We start from the raw sequence: 15,912 nt of genomic DNA on the forward strand, positions 1-15,912 counted from the left end.
TCCCTTGGCGAGATGGGCTTACTTGCCCTGCAGGACTGCCAAATCGACGGGGCCGGAAACGGCGCCCTCTTCTTCGGCAGCCTTGATCTCGTCCTCGGAGTAGCCGAGTTCCTTCATGACGTCGGCAGTGGCAGAGCCAAGCTTGCCGCCCGGGATAAGGTCGTCGGTCTCGCCGAGCTCGAACTGAACAGGGGCAGTCGGGCACCAGCGCGGGCCATCGGGATAGGGAACAGCCTTGATGTACTCGTTGATGAGCGCGTTCTGGTCCTCGTAGATGTCGTTCGGGGTCTGCGCAGGCTCGCACGGCATGTCGTTCTCGGAGAACATCTTCAGCAGCTCTTCACGAGTGAACTGGGCAAAGCCGTCGTCAAGAATCTTGACGACCTCAGGAGCGAGGCCCTTGTCATTGACGGTCTGGCAGCACTTGTAATCGGGGTGATCGGCAAGCTCGTCGCGACCGATGAGGTGCATGACGCGCGGCCAGTCGCGGTCGTACTCGGGCAGGCACAGAACAACCCACTTCTGATCCTTGGAGCGGAAGACGTTGTTCAGCGGGTTGTTGACCTCGAGACGGCTCTTCGGGTACGGGTTGCCGTACTGGGCGGAAATCATGCCCGTAGCGAGCGTGTAGATGCCAGCATGCTGCAGAGCGCAGGTGACGTAGTCGCCTTCGCCGGTCTTCTCGCGGCCCTGGAGTGCGGCAAGGATGCCAGCAACCAAGAACACGGAGCACTGGTAGTCGCCGTAGCCGTTGGTCGGAATCATGGGGGAGTCGCCCTTGTTAACCGTGGTGCCGAAAACGCCGCCGCGGCCCATGTAGCAGGTAACGTCAAAGCCGGCAGCGTCCTTTTCGGGGCCCTTCTTGCCATAGCCAAGGCCGTGGCCCATGATCAGGCGCGGGAACTTCTCGTGCAGGGATTCCCAGTCGAGGCCCATCTTGGCCAGAGACTTGGTGCGGGTGTTGGTGATGAAGACGTCAGCTTCCGCGAGGAGCTTCATCATGACCTCGAGGCCCTTTTCGGTCTTGAGGTTCAAAGCGACGAAGCGCTTGTGGAAGTTGGCCACGTCGAACGCGAGGTTCTCTTCGTCGCTGGAAGGCATGCCGAAAACGACAGCCTGGTTGACGCGGCAGGGATCGCCCTTGAATGCCTCAACCTTGATGACATCGGCACCCCATTCGCCGAGGATGCGGCCCGTGGTCGGGGTCGCAAGGAAGGTGGTGAGGTCAACGACTTTAAGACCCTTGAGTGGTTGCATGCTTTCCTCCTTGTTGAAATATGCAATATCCGGTTTCCCGGTTCTATGGTCCGGGAGCTCCGGACGCATTTCGTGGCGATTTCGCAAAAAAGAAAAGGGGGCCATCCACCTAAGGCAGACGACCCTCCTTTCATGAGTGAATTTGTTCTTGTGCGATCGACGCCTTCAAAAGGGTGATTACAGCTGGTACTCGACCTTGCCGCCGAACTTCTGGCAGTTGCGGGCAATGGTGATGCGCTGAACGTTGGGAGCACCCTCTTCGAGCCACATGGCGCGAGCGTCGCGGTAGAGGCGCTCGGTCGGGCCGTAGGGGCTGTCCTCGAAGTAGCCGTCGCCACCGAAGATCTCCAGCATGCCGTCGGAGACGATACGGGTGGAGTAGATGGAGAACAGCTTGCACATAGCGGCCTTCTCCTCGATGTACTTGCCGTTAGGATCGGCGTCGTACTCGCGGCCGAAGTCGTAAACCATGCAACGCAGAGCATGGGTGTACATCTGCATCTCAGCGATCTCGCGCTTGATCATCTGACGGGAAGCAATCGGCTTGCCGAAGGTGATGCGGTCGTTAGCGCGGGCGAGAGACATCTCGAGCATACGCTGGCACATACCGAGGTTAGAAGCAGCGATGTGAGCACGGGAAACAGACAGGGAGTGGATAGCAATCTCCATGCCCTGGCCCTCTTTGCCGAGCAGGTACTTCTTGTCAAGCTTCATGTTGGTGAACTTGAGGCCGGTGTGAGCAGCACCGCGAGCGCCCATCATGTGGGGCATCGGGGTAACTTCGTAGCCCGGGGTGTCAACGGGGACGAAGAAAGCGGAGAGACGCTCGTCGCCCTGCTTGGTGGGATCGGTCACAGCGATGACGTAAGCGAATTCGCAGCAGTCGGTGTGAGAGATGAGCCACTTCTCGCCGTTGAGGATGTAGTCGCCATTCTCGTCCTTTTCAGCGGTGGTGTGGATGTCAGCACCGGTGCCGCCGGACTGCTCGGTCAGAGCAAAGCAGGTGAAGATGGTCTTGTCCTGGAACTTGTCCATGTACTGGGCCTTGAGCTCGTCCGAACCGTAGTCGTCGAGGATGCGCCAGTTCAGGTCAGCAGCATAGTGCAGGTGCATACGCATGCCGCCAGGACCACGGGAGAACTGCTCCTGAACGCGCAGGATGTCGAGCTCCGAAAGATCCCATCCACCGTACTCAGCGGGGAGAGCGAAACGATACAGGTCGTTTTCCTTGGCCAGCTCGTAGAACTTCTCGGGGAAGACGTTCGTCACCTCGATCTCGGGCTGCATCTCCTCGAACGGACCCTCTGCGAGCTCTTTGATTTGCTCGAGATATGCGTCGAACTGTTCCTTGGACAATTTGCTCATGTGAACCCTCCTTAAGGTTACCTAAGCGCTTACCTTGAACTTCGGCTCCAGTGCTTTTGCTCTCTCGCCTCCGTTCAGCTTGTGCTCATATTGTGCACCGCTCGTGGGGAAAAATCTAATTAATAGAAATACCAAAACTGTTTTGAATCCATAAGTCTCACCTATACATAGGTGTCAAAGTGGGTGCTTTTATGTGTGGGCATAAGGAAATACCGTCTAAAACAGGGGATAAATATCCGAAAAAGAGAGGTAGAAATACCCACAGAATAGCGAAACTGTTGGTTAACGTTTTTTTAATCATAAGCGGAACTAGGGTAATTGATAGTAATAGCTTATCGAAGTTGGAAGTTTCGTTGCTTGACAGATGCGAAAGTCGTGATACGCGTGCGCCCGCTCAATTAAATGGGAAGAATGAACGTTCATGATTTTGCCGTGAATGAGCCTTGCGTACCCGCAGGTGACTGTGATATAAAAAGACCACGCACTCGGGCGTAGCCCTTGTGCATTACAACTTTTTCGTCATTGTGAGAAAGTGGGGCCTGGTCCCGCTTTCTTTTTTGTATAGGGGAGTTTCGCTCTTGCGCGAAACCGTTCGAAAGGAGGCATCGATGCTCACCGCCAAAGAGAAGAGCCTGCTTGCGGCTTTGGAACCGCGTGCGGCGTCTGAAGGCGTCGAGGTTGTGACCGTCGAAATCGTCGGCAGCCGCAAAGCCCCCACGATTCGCGTGTATCTCGATACCGCAAAGGGCATTTCGTTCGATGAAATCACGGCCGCCCAAGTGTGGGTGAACGAGATCATGGACGAGATCGATCCGTTTCCGGGTGCATATACCTTAGAGGTCAGCTCACCCGGCATCGACCGCCCGCTGCGCACGCCCGAGCACTTTGAGCGTTTTGCCGGCGATGAAGCCTATGTGGTCACGAATGGCCCTATCGAAGGCCGGAGCCGTTTTACGGGCACGCTCGCGGGCTTTAACGCCGAAACCGAATGCGTGTTGCTCGATGTCGATGGCGCGCGTTGCGATATTCCGCTTGCCGACATCAAGAAGGCGCATGTGAAAGGCGTCGTCGAATTCCGTTAATCAAACCTTTCTTTATATAATGGAAAGGTTGCCTACCATACGAATTTGCACCGAGAGGGCGCAGATGCGCCTTATTGAGAAGAGGAAGGAAGACAATGGCATCCCAGCTTATGGAGGCCCTGCAGGCCTTGGCGCACGAGAAGAAGATCGACGAGTTCTATCTTATCGAGCGTCTTGAGGCGTCGCTTGCCAAGAGCTACCAGAACATTCTTGACCTTGAGTGGGACGCTCGCGTCACCATCGACCGCACCACGGGCAAGATCTATGTCTACGAGCTCGTTCCGGTTGGCGAGCCTGACGAGGAGACTGGCGAATACGCCGAGTTCGAAGAGCGCGACGTTACTCCCGAAGGCGTGAGCCGCATCGCCGCTCAGAACGCAAAGGGCGTTATCGCCGCCATGGTTCGCGAAGCGGGCCGTCAGAGCATTTACGAAGAGTTCAGCGACCGCGTGGGCGACATCGTGACTGCCACCGTGCTTCAGGCGACGCCCGACTTCACCATCGTGAAGATTCGCGATGGCGTTGAGGCCGAACTTCCGCATTACGACCAGAAGCGCAACCCCAACGAGCGCAACGAGCGTCCGATGGGCGAACACTATCGCCACAACCAGCGCATTAAGGTGCTCATCATCGATGTGCGCGACCCCAACTCGCTTGAGCCGCGCACTCGTGGCGAAGCGGCCCGTCCCGCTATCGTCGTTTCTCGTACTCACCCCGACCTCATTCGTCGTCTTTTCGAACTCGAAGTGCCCGAAATTTATGACGGTATGGTCGAAATCAAATCCATCGCCCGCGAGCCCGGCGCCCGCTCTAAGGTCGCCGTCGCAAGCCGCGAGCCCAACCTCGATCCGGTTGGCGCGTGCGTTGGCCCCAAGGGCTCTCGCGTGCGCATGGTTGTCGAAGAGCTTCGCAACGAGCGCGTTGACGTCATTCAGTGGGATGAAGATCCCGCGAAGTACGTCGCTCAGGCTTTGAGCCCCGCTCGCGTGAACCGCGTCATCATCGACGAGGATAAAAACTACGCCACCGTTATCGTACCCGACGATCAGTTGTCGCTCGCCATTGGCAAGGAAGGCCAAAACGCCCGCCTCGCTGCACGCTTGACTGGCTGGCACATCGACATTAAATCGGCAAGTTTCAACGCTTCTGCACCCGTACATGAAGAGAATCTCTTGCTCGACGAGGAAGAGGACGTTGAAGAAGGCGAATTCTGCGCATATGTCGCTGAAGACGGTACCCCTTGCCGCAACCATGCACGTCCTGGAAGCCGTTTCTGCGGCGTCCATGCCGACTGCGAATAGCATCGCAGGAGAGGAGACTAGGAGAACCATATGGCCAGCATGAGAGTTCATGAGTTGGCGAAGGAATTCGGCATGGACAGCAAGGTGCTGCTCTCTCGCATTCAAGATCTCAAGATCGCCGCGAAGAGCCACGCAAGCGTCCTTTCCGAGGCCAACGTAGAAAAAATCCGCGAGGCGCTCGCCCCCGAGCTTGGCGCCAAGGCAGCTGCGGGCATGGATGCCGAAGCAGCCGCTAAGGCCCAGGCCGAAAAGGCTGCCGCCGACGAGAAGAAGGCCGAAGAGGAGCGTGCACGTCGTGCCGCTGTCGAGCGCGAGCGCGAGCTTCGTGCCGAGGAACGCGCTCGTCGTGAGCATAATTCCGCAGCTAAGGGCGAGGCTTCCGCTGCAGCCGCTTCCGCCAAGCAGACCAAGCGTCCGCCTGCGCCTGCGGTGAATTCGGGCCTTTCGAGCTTGGCCCGCCAGATTGAAGAGCAGAAAGCTGCTGCCGAGCATCGTCGCAAGAAGGCCGCGCAAGACGCGCGTGCCGCGAAACTCGCTGCCGAGGTCGCCAAGAAAAAGGCTGTTGCCGAGGCCTTGGCGAACCGCGGTGCGAAAAAGCCTGCCGCCAAACCCGCTGTCGAGCGTCGCCCGAAGCCCGCACCGACCGCCGCACCGCGCAAATCTTCCTTCGACTCGCTTCTTTCGCAGATTGAGGCCGAGAAGAACCGCCTCACCGCCGAGAAGGCAGCTCGTCCGTCTCGCAACGGCAACGCCGCTGCTGGCAATAAGAAAAATGCCAAAGGCGCTGGTAAGCGTGGAGGCCACCATTTTGAGCCTGACGTTCCTGAGCTTTCCAACAATGGCGAAGATCGTTACGCCCAAATGGCCGTTCAGGCCGAGAAGATGCAGCGCGACAAGGTGCTCGCCGAGGCGCGTGCCGCCGTTGCTGCCGCATCGAATAACGAGGGCGAAGGCCGTCGTAAGAAGCGTAAGGAAAAGCGCGAGGCCGCTCAGCGCGAGCGCATTGCCCAGGAGGCAATGGAGCGTGGCATCGATCCCAGCCTGATGCTCGATGAAAATGTCGTCGAGGTCATGCAGGGTTCCACTGTGGGCGAATTCGCCGACTTGCTCGGCGTACCCTCGGGCGACGTGATCAAGCGCCTGTTCCTGCTCGGCCAGGCCCTTACCGTCACCCAGACCATGAGCGACGAGCTTATCGAGCTCATCGCCGACGATATGGGCCGCAAGGTGCGCATCGTGTCTCCTGAAGAGGAATTCGCCGTCGTGTACAACGACAAGGAAGAAGACCTCAAACCTCGTCCTCCCGTGGTTACCGTTATGGGTCACGTCGACCACGGCAAAACGTCGTTGCTCGACGCCATTCGCCACACCGGCGTCGCGTCGGGTGAGGCTGGTGGCATTACGCAGCACATCGGTGCTTCGGTCGTTGACATCAATGGCCGCCAGATTACCTTCATCGACACCCCGGGCCACGAGGCATTTACCGCCATGCGTGCTCGCGGCGCCCAGGTAACCGACGTTATCGTTTTGGTGGTTGCTGCCGACGACGGCGTTATGCCCCAGACCATTGAGGCCATCAACCACGCTAAGGCTGCAAATGTGCCTATCGTGGTTGCCGTGAATAAAATCGACAAACCTGGCGCGCAGCCCGACCGCGTGCGCCAAGAGCTCGTCGAGCATGGAGTCATCCCCGAAGAGTGGGGCGGTTCCAACATGTTCGTGAACGTTTCCGCGAAGCAGAAGCTCGGCATCGACGACCTGCTCGAGACCATCATCCTTCAGGCAGATGTGCTTGAGCTTAAGGCTAACCCCGACGCTTTGGCTTCCGGCTTCGTTATCGAAGCGAACCTCGACAAGGGTCGCGGCCCGGTTGCTACCGTGCTCGTGCAGCGCGGTACGCTCAAGCCTGGCGATTCTGTTGTCGCTGGCGAGAGCTACGGTCGTGTTCGCGCGCTTATCGACCCGCGCGGCAATCATGCCAAGCAGGCCACGCCTTCCGATCCTGTCGAGATCTTGGGCCTGTCGAGCGTTCCTACCGCGGGCGACGAGTTCCGCGTATTCGAAGATGAGCGCGATGCTCGCAAGCTCGCTGAAGAGCGTGCGATGCGTGCTCGCCTGAAGGAGCAGCAGACCAAGAGCCATATGAGCCTCGACGACCTCTTCAATCGCATCGAAGAGGGCACGACCGAGCTCAACCTGGTCGTCAAGGCCGACGTTCAGGGCTCCATCGAAGCGCTGCGCGACGCGTTTGAGAAAATGGACCAGTCCGAGGTCAAGATTCAAATCATTCACTCTGCCGTGGGTGGCGTGACCGAGACCGACGTAACGCTGGCCGCCGCGTCCGACGCAATTATCATCGGCTTCAACGTGCGCCCGACCGCAGGTGCGCGTAAGGCTGCCGAGCATGAGAAGGTCGACATTCGTCTGTATCGCGTTATCTACCAGGCGATTGAAGACATCAACGCAGCTCGTATCGGTATGCTGGCGCCTGAATTCGTCGACAAAGACACCGGTTCTGCCGAGGTCCGCGACGTGTTCCGCGTTCCGAAGGTTGGCAATATTGCCGGCTGCTACATCACCGAGGGCGAAATCTCCCGCGATGACAAGGTGCGCGTTGTTCGTGACTCCAAGGTCATCTACGAGGGTAAGATTTCCTCGCTGCGACGCTTCAAAGACGATGTCAAGTCGGTCAAGCAGGGCTACGAGTGCGGCATTGGCGTCGACGGTTACCAAGACATCAAGGTCGGCGACGTTATCGAAGGCTATCGCACCGAAGAGGTCGAGCGTACCGAGTAACTTCAAGGCTTCGGCCTGACAGCCAACGCTCATGGTCGACGCTGCACGGCAAAGAGACTGCGCATTTTGGGCTCGATCTTCGGTACGTGGGCGCAAGCTCGCGTCGCCTCGGCTTAGCCTGAATTGCGCTTGTCTCGGCGCCGCTCGCCTGTCTGTACTTTGAAGCGAGTTGGCGTTTTGTCTATATTGAATTTAATGCGATGCGGTTAACGCAATGCCGGTTTTCGGCATTGCGTTTCCTACGTTTGAACCTTCCTTACGCGGCCTTGAAAAGCGCTGCGAGAAAGGGTGATTCCACATGAAACAGAACTCTTCGAGCCGAAAGCTCAACGAACAAGCGCGCGAAGTGCTCGCGCATATTCTGTTGTTCGAGGTAAGCGACCCGCGCCTCGACATGGTTACTATCACGGGCTGCGAAGTGAGCTTCGACCGCAGCATGTGCAACGTGTACTACACCGTTGATCCGAGCCGTTATGAAGACGCCGCCGCAGGCTTCGCTGCCGCTTATGGCCGCATTCGTTCGCTCATGGGACGCGCCTTGCATTGGCGAGTGACTCCTGAGCTGCGTTTTATGCTCGACGCGAGCGTTGACGAGGCGCAGCGTATCGCCGAGGCTCTTGCGGGCGATGCTGGGCGCAACGAAGAAAGCGCGCGCAAAAATGCCGACTTCGACGATTCGGTATACCATCGCGACGGCGAAGACGACGATTTCGAAGACGAGGAGTAGCGGCATGGCAACTACTCCGCAAACCAATGTGACGCTTGCGGAATTCGCCGAAGCCCTTGATCGCTTCGAGAGTTTTGCCTTGTGCGGGCATGTGAGCCCCGATGGCGACTGCTTGGGCTCGCAACTTGCGCTCGCGCATGCCTTGCGCGCCAAGGGCAAGCGTGCGGTGTGCCTGCTTGCGCACGACGATGCCGTGGATAAGAGCTTCCTCTTCCTTCCCGGGGCGAACGAGTTGATTCCCGCGTGCGAATTCGAGAGCGACGTCGACGCCTTCATCGCAGTTGACGTGCCCAATCTTGAGCGTTTGGGCGATGCGGCTCGCGTTCATGAAAGCGCGGGCGCGCATTTCACGCTTGATCACCATGCGGTTGAAAGCTGCATGGCAGAATACAATTATGTTGACCCCGATGCGCCGGCAACGGGCATGCTTGCGTGGCGCCTTATTGGCGAAATGGGAGTTGAGCGCACGTTCGAGATGGCTCAGTGCTGCTATTTGGCCCTGATGACCGATACGGGGCGCTTTCAGTTCCAGAACACCACTCCTGAAGCGTTTGCGCTTGCGGGCGAAATGGTGTCGGCTGGCGCGCGGCCCGAAGAGTGCTCGCAAGAGATTTATCAGCGCCGCAGCGCCGCCTCGCTTGGCCTTGAAGGCGTCATGCTTTCGAACATGCAGGTTGCTCCGTCGGGCGAGTGGGCGCTTTCGTATGCGCGCCTCGACGATTTCGAGCGCCTGGGCGCGGTAAAGGCCGATGCTGAGCCCCTTATCGACGTGCTTCGCTCGCTCGACGGCATTCGGGTCGCCTGCATGCTGCGCGAGCAGGAAGACGTGGTGCGTGGAAGCCTTCGTGCCAAGGGCGACGGCATCGATGTGGCCGCGCTTGCGCGCGAAATAGGGGGCGGCGGCCATAAGGCGGCTGCTGGATTCACCTATAAAGGCAGCATCGATGACGCCTTGGCCGAAATACCTGCTTTGCTCGATGGGCTGTTTGTGGGCGGTGAAGGCAAGGAATGAAGCGTGGAGATTCCGGCATGTGCCTCGTCGTGGGCGTCGACAAGCCTGAGGGCAAAAGCTCGCACGACGTGGTGAATGCCTGCCGCCGCATTTTCGGCGAACGCCGCGTGGGCCACACGGGTACGCTCGATCCTTTGGCGACGGGTGCGCTTGTGGTGTGCGTTGGGCCTGCGACCAGGCTTGATGCCTATATGGTTGGGCACGACAAAACGTATGACGTGCGCATTTCGTTCGGCGCTGCCACCGATACCGACGACAAGCTCGGCGAAGTGATTCGCACGCTCGACGTTCCCGCGCAGGTGTGCGATCCCGAGTTCGCGCAGGTGATATTGAGCGGGTTTGTGGGCAAGCAGAAGCAAATGCCCCCTGCATATTCCGCAATCAAAAAAGGCGGCGTGAAGGCGTGCGACGCGGCGCGAAAAGGCAATGTGATTGCGCTTGAGCCGCGCGATATTGAGGTCTATTCGGCTGAATTGCTTGATTTGGAGCGCGATCCGCGCGCCGATAGCATTTGGTGGGATGTGCGTTTCTCGGTGTCGAAGGGCACATATATTCGCACGCTCGCTCGTGACGTGGGCGCGGCATGCGAAACGTGCGCTCATGTCGAAACACTGCGCCGCACGCGAGTTGGCGTGCTTGATGTGGAAGACTGCCTGTCGCTCGACGCCTTGGAACGCTACGGCATCGAGGCTGCGATCGATCCAGTCTTCCTTCTCGAAAGCCGTATGGCGTTTCTGGACGATGAGGCGTATGCCGATGTGTGCAATGGCAAGCCGCTTCGCGCGTCGGAGCTTTCCGTATATGAAGCGCCGCACCGTTTTGATGCCGACGATTGCGGTCCGCGGCGATGCGCCGTGCCTGCGACGAGTCCGCTTCACGATGGCGAGCTCGTGTGCTTGGTGTATGGCAACGATTTGAAGGCACTCTACGCCTTCGACGCGAAAACTGGTAAGGTTTCGCCTAAGTGTGTGTTCTCGCAAGGAGTTACGCGTGGCAAAAGTCTATAAGGTCGACGAAACATTCGACCACACATTGTTTATTGGCGCTTCGTGCGCGTTCGGCGTGTTCGATGGCGTGCACAGGGGCCATAGGTTCCTTATCGACCAGGCGAAGCGTACCGCTGCAGAAAGCGGCGGCAAGTCGATCGCCCTCACTTTCGACATCGATCCCGATGAGCGTTTTCATGCTGATCGCCTGAAGAAACTCATGACCAACGAGCAGCGTGTGAAAGCACTTGCCGATACAGGAGTCGACTGTGTCGTGGTTTTACCGTTCACCCCGGCATTTTCTGCCCAGTCGCCTATGGCTTTCATGGATGCGACGTTCGGTGGATGCGCACCGTATGCGATGCATGTGGGCACCGATTTTCGTTTTGGCGCGAAAGCGGCAGGTACTGTTTCCGAGTTGCATGAGTGGGGCGATTCGCGTGGAACGCGTATTTGCTCGCATGATCTGGAAAGCTTCGATGGACGTCCCATTACCGCTACGCGCATCCGCCTTCTTTTGGGCGATTGCAAGGTTGCGGCGGCGATTGAGCTTTTGGGCCACCCGTATACGTTCGAAGGTGTGGTGCAGCAGGGCCGCGGCCAAGGCAACGATATGGGCTTTGCTACGGCGAATTTGCAGCTGCCCGCGATGATGCAGGTGCTCGGCGAGGCCGTATACGCTGCTTATGTCACCGTCGACGGCGTGCGGTATAAATCGGCGATGAGCGTGGGGGTTGCGCCTACGTTTGCCGACGCGACCGCGACGTGCGAAGCACATATCCTCGATTTCGACGGAAAAATCTACGGCGATACGATCAAAGTTGAGCCAGTTGAATTCCTTCGTCCGATGATCAAGTTCGACTCGGTTGATGAGCTCATTGCAACCGTCAAGGGCAATATTGAATGGGTGAGGGAAAACCTCTAGGCGCATGCGCGTCATGGACGATTGCCTTTGGACCTGTTTTCGCGGCTGCTGGGCGGGAGCCTGGCGCTGGCCCGACCGAAGTGCCCGCGAGGCTACCGCTCGCTTTCGGCTCGCTTTGCGCCTCGCTCCGGTTTCCCGTTTTGAAAGATTTGAGAAACCGAGCACTTCCGTCGGGCCAGCCCAGGCTGTTCGGTTTGTGCGGAATCTATCGGATCAAGGAATTCGCGCCGCGAACAGTGCTTCTTGTTGAAGGGCAAGCGGCGGGATGGAAAGGGAACGTTTTGGCAGGAATTCCGGAAGATGATATTCGCCGCGTGCGCGAGGCGAGCGATCTGGTCTCCATTGCGGGGGAGCGGGTCGTTCTGCGTCAGCGTGGCCGCGATTTCTGGGGTTGCTGCCCGTTCCATAACGAGAAATCCCCCTCGTTCAAAATCGATCCGTCGACGCAGTTGTGGCATTGCTTCGGCTGCGGCGAAGGCGGAGACGTCTTCAGCTTCGTGATGAAGCTCGACGATATCGGCTTTGTCGATGCCGTGCGCGAGCTTGCGCGCCGTGCGGGCATTCAAATTACCGAAGCGCCTGGCGCCGCTATGAACCGCGGCAAGAAAGCACGCTTAAAAGAGGTGTGCAACGCCTCTGCTGAATTCTTCCACACCCAGCTTATGCGCGGGCGCGGCCCGAAGGTCGACGAGGCCCGCTCCTATTTGGCGGGGCGTGATTTGGGCGGAGAGGTGCCGAAGAAGTGGCAGCTCGGTTTTGCTCCAGGGTCGGGCTCTCTCGTCGCATACCTCAACTCGAAGGGCTTCAAGGCGAAGGAAATGATCGAGGCCAACGTGGCCGTCGAGGGACGAGGAGGCGGCGCTCGCGATCGCTTCTATGAACGCATCATGTTTCCCATTCGCGATGTCGATGGCGATGTGATCGCGTTCGGCGGACGTGTGGTGGGCAAGGGCGAGCCGAAGTATCTCAATTCGCAGGAAACTCCCATCTTCCACAAATCGGAAGTGCTTTTTGGCCTCGATAAGGCTAAGGCGGCTATGGCGTCGACCGGCGTTGCTATTATCTGCGAAGGCTATACCGATGTCATCATGATGCATGAGGCCGGCGTGACCAACGTGGTCGCTACGTTGGGTACCGCGCTTACCGTGCAGCATATTCGTGTGCTGTCGCGGCATGCCAAGCACAAGATCGTGTATTTGTTTGACGGCGACGAGGCTGGCCAGCGCGCAGCCGATCGCGCGGCGCGATTCATTGATGAAAGCATGCTCCCCGAAGCGGGCCGCAAGCAGGTTGACTTGTGCGCCGTCACGCTTCCCGATAACCTCGACCCGGCCGATTTCGTGGTGCAACGTGGGGGCGAAGCCATTCAGGAGCTCATCGATAACGCGGTGCCGCTTCTTCGTTACGCGATCGATCGCAAGCTTCGCGGCCGTAATCTCGTTGATTTCGGCGAAAAAGGCAGGGCACTCACCGAAGTGCTCGAACTTTTGGCGCCCATCAAACATTCGGTGCTCGCGCAGGAGTACGCGGGCTATATCGCCGATTGCTTGCAGCTCGATGTGAATGCGGTGGTCGAAAAGCTTGCCGCGACGCGCGAGACCCGCCAATTCGAGCCTTCGCAGGCATCGGCTGGTGCAGCGGCGCCCGCGCCTCGCACGCCCAAAGTCGCATTGCCTCCGCGCGAGAAGGAGCGCCTGCGCATCGAGCGCGATTTTCTGTCGCTGTGCGCAAGCGAGCCTTCGATCGGTTTGGCATATGCGGGCGCGTTGGCGCAAACGGTGTGGCATCGCGACATTCACGGTCAAATCGCTACGCAACTGCTCGACGTGCTTGCTGAAGACGCTGCGGCGCCTGCGGCGGAAATCGTGCGTCGACTCGAGGAGTCTATTCCTGGGGCGGCATCGGTTATTTCCGGTTCAAGCACGCACGACGATCGCGAGCCGGGCGAGCTCGCGCGCTTTTTCTCCGAAGAGCTCACGATTCGCGATATGGAAGACCTCATTCGCGAGATGAACGCGCAACTCAAGCGCCCGCAAGATATGTCGGCTGACGACTACAATCTCGTGTTCGAGAGCGTGGTGGCTATGCAGAAGGAGCTTGCTGCGGCGAAGCTCGCGCATAAGCCGTTCGGAATCGAATAGCGACCCGAAGAGTCTCATTTTGCGGAAATCATGCGGTGAATCCCGCACAAACATAGGGAAAAGTGATAAGCTAATGAGCTGTATCTTTAGGGCTCCTATGCCCTTTTCACGGCGAAAGGATAGCATCTGTGTCTGCTGCCAAAACTAATGCGACCGTAGAGAAGAATAAAACCAAGAAACCCGTCGACGACGTCGCGCTTCCCGCTGACGATGTCATCGAAGATGAAAAAGACGAATCGCTCGAAGACGAAGATTTGCTTGAAGGCATCCCCGAGGAAGAGCTGAAAGCCGTTGAGTCGAGCGCTGTTGCCGCTCTGCCCAAGGTGAACTCCACCCGCGCTCGTGCACGCGCTCGCCGTCGTTCCACCGATGCCTCGGTTACCATGCTCACGGGCGACCCGGTGCGTATGTACCTTAAAGAAATCGGCAAGGTTCCGCTGCTGACTGCCGCGGAAGAAATCGACCTCGCCATGAAAATCGAGGCCGGCGTTGCCGCCACTGCCGAGCTCGAGAAGGCTGAAGAAGAGGGCATTGAGCTTGAGCGTCGCGAGAAGCGCCGCCTGTCCCGCGTTGAGCAGGTAGGCCTCAATGCCAAGCAGCAGCTTATTGAAGCTAACCTGCGTCTCGTCGTTTCTATTGCGAAGCGTTACGTGGGCCGCGGCATGCTGTTCCTCGATCTTATCCAGGAAGGCAACCTGGGCCTTATTCGCGCCGTCGAGAAGTTTGACTACACGAAGGGCTTCAAGTTCTCCACGTATGCCACGTGGTGGATTCGCCAGGCTATTACGCGCGCTATCGCCGACCAGGCGCGTACCATTCGTATTCCCGTGCACATGGTCGAAACCATCAACAAGCTCGTGCGCATTCAGCGCCAGCTGCTCCAAGAGCTCGGGCGCGACCCTTCGCCGGAAGAAATTGGCGAGAAAATGGGACTGACCGCCGAACGCGTGCGCGAAATCCAGAAAATCAGCCAGGAGCCGGTTTCTCTCGAGACGCCTATCGGCGAAGAGGAAGACTCTCAGCTGGGCGACTTCATTGAAGACGACGCGGCTATCGTGCCTCCTGACGCTGCGAGCTTCTCGATGCTCCAAGAGCAGCTTTCCAAGGTGCTTGACGGTTTGGCCGAACGTGAGCGCAAGGTTATTAGCCTGCGCTTCGGCTTGGAAGATGGCCACCCGCATACGCTCGAGGAAGTGGGCCGCGAATTTGGCGTTACCCGTGAGCGTATTCGCCAAATCGAGAGCAAAACGCTTGCAAAGCTGCGCCATCCGAGCCGCTCTTCCAAGTTGAAGGATTATCTGGAAGATTAGTCGTTGCATATTGCGTCGCGCCCAATGCCTTTTCGTCATTGGGTGTGATGCTTTCAATGTGCCGTTAGAATGCTACGCCGCTCAAGAGTGTTTTACGCTACAATAAGCGGGCTGCATGTGCGGCATATACAGAAGGGCCTGTAGCTCAACGGTGGAGCAGGGGACTCATAATCCTTTGGTTCTCGGTTCGAATCCGGGCGGGCCCACCACAAAACATCTGGTCGGAAGCCATTTTGCTTCCGACTTTTTTGTTTTCAGACCCAAGAATCGGGCTATGGTGTAGGGCCTAGACCCGAGGCCCCACGCTAGCGCATGAGCGGGGCGGCGCCATGGCAGGTGATGGCGCCGAGCAGCGCCGCCGCTTCTTGCGGGTCGACGCGTTTGCCGCGACGCACCCATTCGCGGTAAAAGTCCAGCGCCGTGGTGCGGATAAAGTTCAACACCAGCTCCTCAGCGTCGGCGTCCATCCATGCAAAAGGGTCCTGCCCAGCGGACTTATAGCGCATCATCTGCTCACGATAGATATGGTTGCCAAAGTCGTAGGGTCCGGGCGAACAGATAAGCTTCTCAATGGTAGGAGTTTGCTCGACAAGGAACAAAAAGAAACGCTGCGCATGGCCGTCAAGGTCTTTTGGCTGGTCGGCAGTGGTTTCGTAATTATCGAAAAAGTCGTTCATGACTTCATTCATCACGCTGTCGTACAGCGTTTCGATAGATTCGAAATGCAGATAGAACGTCTTGCGGTTGATGCCGGCGCGCTCGGTTAAATCCTTCACCGTGATTCTCGCCACGCCCACTTCGCCCACCATATCCATGAACGCATCGCGTATGAGTTTGCGCGTGCGCATGACGCGCAAATCTGTTTTGCTTTCGGCCATGATCCCCCCCGTACCTTGGCTGCGCCTATGCGTTTCGCCACGGAAAAATGCACGTGTGGCGAAATCCCCTTCGTTCGAAATGTGTCGATTATACCCCGATTTCTTGCGTTCGTTGCCTAAGCACCATATCGC

Annotated in this window: 12 protein-coding genes and 1 tRNA gene; 10 read left to right on the top strand and 3 right to left on the bottom strand. The window is 58.2% G+C overall.

Going from position 1 to position 15,912, the window contains the following annotated elements; all coding sequences use genetic code 11:
• Positions 1 to 18: 18 nt before the first annotated feature.
• Both DMP05_RS04435 and DMP05_RS04440 read right to left on the bottom strand, forming a co-directional pair.
• Entirely contained in the window at positions 19 to 1,257 is a 1,239-nt protein-coding gene (locus DMP05_RS04435; protein WP_123219433.1) for a CaiB/BaiF CoA transferase family protein, read from the bottom strand.
• A gap of 177 nt (positions 1,258 to 1,434) precedes the next feature.
• Positions 1,435 to 2,622, bottom strand: coding sequence for an acyl-CoA dehydrogenase family protein (locus DMP05_RS04440; protein ID WP_114614998.1), 1,188 nt, complete (start codon positions 2,620 to 2,622; stop codon positions 1,435 to 1,437).
• Between the two features lie 608 nt (positions 2,623 to 3,230).
• Here DMP05_RS04440 and DMP05_RS04445 point away from each other — a divergent pair.
• The 10 genes from DMP05_RS04445 to DMP05_RS04490 all read left to right on the top strand — a co-directional run bounded on the left by DMP05_RS04445 (position 3,231) and on the right by DMP05_RS04490 (position 15,111).
• On the top strand, positions 3,231 to 3,704 hold the full coding sequence (locus tag DMP05_RS04445) for a ribosome maturation factor RimP (protein WP_114614999.1): 474 nt from the start codon (positions 3,231 to 3,233) through the stop codon (positions 3,702 to 3,704).
• A 95-nt stretch (positions 3,705 to 3,799) separates the two neighbouring features.
• On the top strand, positions 3,800 to 5,005 hold the full coding sequence (gene nusA, locus DMP05_RS04450; protein WP_181861858.1) for a transcription termination factor NusA: 1,206 nt from the start codon (positions 3,800 to 3,802) through the stop codon (positions 5,003 to 5,005).
• A gap of 30 nt (positions 5,006 to 5,035) precedes the next feature.
• On the top strand, positions 5,036 to 7,801 hold the full coding sequence (gene infB, locus DMP05_RS04455) for a translation initiation factor IF-2 (protein WP_123219351.1): 2,766 nt from the start codon (positions 5,036 to 5,038) through the stop codon (positions 7,799 to 7,801).
• 298 nt (positions 7,802 to 8,099) lie between these two features.
• Complete coding sequence (gene rbfA / locus DMP05_RS04460) at positions 8,100 to 8,528, top strand: 30S ribosome-binding factor RbfA (protein WP_114615001.1); 429 nt, start codon at positions 8,100 to 8,102, stop codon at positions 8,526 to 8,528.
• A gap of 4 nt (positions 8,529 to 8,532) precedes the next feature.
• Positions 8,533 to 9,540: a DHH family phosphoesterase gene (locus tag DMP05_RS04465; RefSeq protein ID WP_123219352.1), complete on the top strand. Its 1,008-nt coding sequence runs from the start codon at positions 8,533 to 8,535 to the stop codon at positions 9,538 to 9,540.
• Positions 9,537 to 10,547 carry a tRNA pseudouridine(55) synthase TruB gene (gene truB / locus DMP05_RS04470; protein ID WP_123219353.1) on the top strand — a complete coding sequence of 337 codons (1,011 nt, stop codon included), beginning with the start codon at positions 9,537 to 9,539 and terminating at the stop codon, positions 10,545 to 10,547. Before DMP05_RS04465 ends, truB begins: the two co-directional genes overlap by 4 nt.
• Positions 10,531 to 11,451: a riboflavin biosynthesis protein RibF gene (ribF, locus tag DMP05_RS04475; RefSeq protein WP_123219354.1), complete on the top strand. Its 921-nt coding sequence runs from the start codon at positions 10,531 to 10,533 to the stop codon at positions 11,449 to 11,451. Before truB ends, ribF begins: the two co-directional genes overlap by 17 nt.
• A gap of 281 nt (positions 11,452 to 11,732) precedes the next feature.
• A complete protein-coding gene (gene dnaG, locus DMP05_RS04480) occupies positions 11,733 to 13,592 on the top strand; it encodes a DNA primase (protein WP_123219355.1) in 1,860 nt (619 codons plus the stop codon).
• A gap of 128 nt (positions 13,593 to 13,720) precedes the next feature.
• Positions 13,721 to 14,902 (top strand): RNA polymerase sigma factor RpoD, encoded by a 1,182-nt coding sequence (rpoD, locus tag DMP05_RS04485; protein ID WP_123219356.1) that lies wholly within the window; start codon positions 13,721 to 13,723, stop codon positions 14,900 to 14,902.
• Between the two features lie 134 nt (positions 14,903 to 15,036).
• Positions 15,037 to 15,111 (top strand) — tRNA-Ile (locus DMP05_RS04490).
• Between the two features lie 96 nt (positions 15,112 to 15,207).
• On the opposite strand, the gene DMP05_RS04495 is transcribed toward DMP05_RS04490, so the two are convergent.
• Entirely contained in the window at positions 15,208 to 15,780 is a 573-nt protein-coding gene (locus DMP05_RS04495; RefSeq protein ID WP_211326859.1) for a TetR/AcrR family transcriptional regulator, read from the bottom strand.
• Positions 15,781 to 15,912 lie beyond the last annotated feature (132 nt).

Origin of the sequence: Slackia isoflavoniconvertens (assembly GCF_003725955.1) — a bacterium.
GTDB lineage: Bacteria > Actinomycetota > Coriobacteriia > Coriobacteriales > Eggerthellaceae > Slackia > Slackia isoflavoniconvertens.

What these genes read in the sequence shown, in the direction of transcription:
- DMP05_RS04465 (WP_123219352.1), top strand. Translation starts at nt 8,533, where the DNA reads ATGGCAACTACTCCGCAAACCAATGTGACGCTTGCGGAATTCGCCGAA.
- rbfA (WP_114615001.1), top strand. Translation starts at nt 8,100, where the DNA reads ATGAAACAGAACTCTTCGAGCCGAAAGCTCAACGAACAAGCGCGCGAA.
- DMP05_RS04495 (WP_211326859.1), bottom strand. Translation starts at nt 15,780, where the DNA reads ATGGCCGAAAGCAAAACAGATTTGCGCGTCATGCGCACGCGCAAACTC.
- DMP05_RS04445 (WP_114614999.1), top strand. Translation starts at nt 3,231, where the DNA reads ATGCTCACCGCCAAAGAGAAGAGCCTGCTTGCGGCTTTGGAACCGCGT.
- DMP05_RS04435 (WP_123219433.1), bottom strand. Translation starts at nt 1,257, where the DNA reads ATGCAACCACTCAAGGGTCTTAAAGTCGTTGACCTCACCACCTTCCTT.
- truB (WP_123219353.1), top strand. Translation starts at nt 9,537, where the DNA reads ATGAAGCGTGGAGATTCCGGCATGTGCCTCGTCGTGGGCGTCGACAAG.
- nusA (WP_181861858.1), top strand. Translation starts at nt 3,800, where the DNA reads ATGGCATCCCAGCTTATGGAGGCCCTGCAGGCCTTGGCGCACGAGAAG.
- DMP05_RS04440 (WP_114614998.1), bottom strand. Translation starts at nt 2,622, where the DNA reads ATGAGCAAATTGTCCAAGGAACAGTTCGACGCATATCTCGAGCAAATC.
- infB (WP_123219351.1), top strand. Translation starts at nt 5,036, where the DNA reads ATGGCCAGCATGAGAGTTCATGAGTTGGCGAAGGAATTCGGCATGGAC.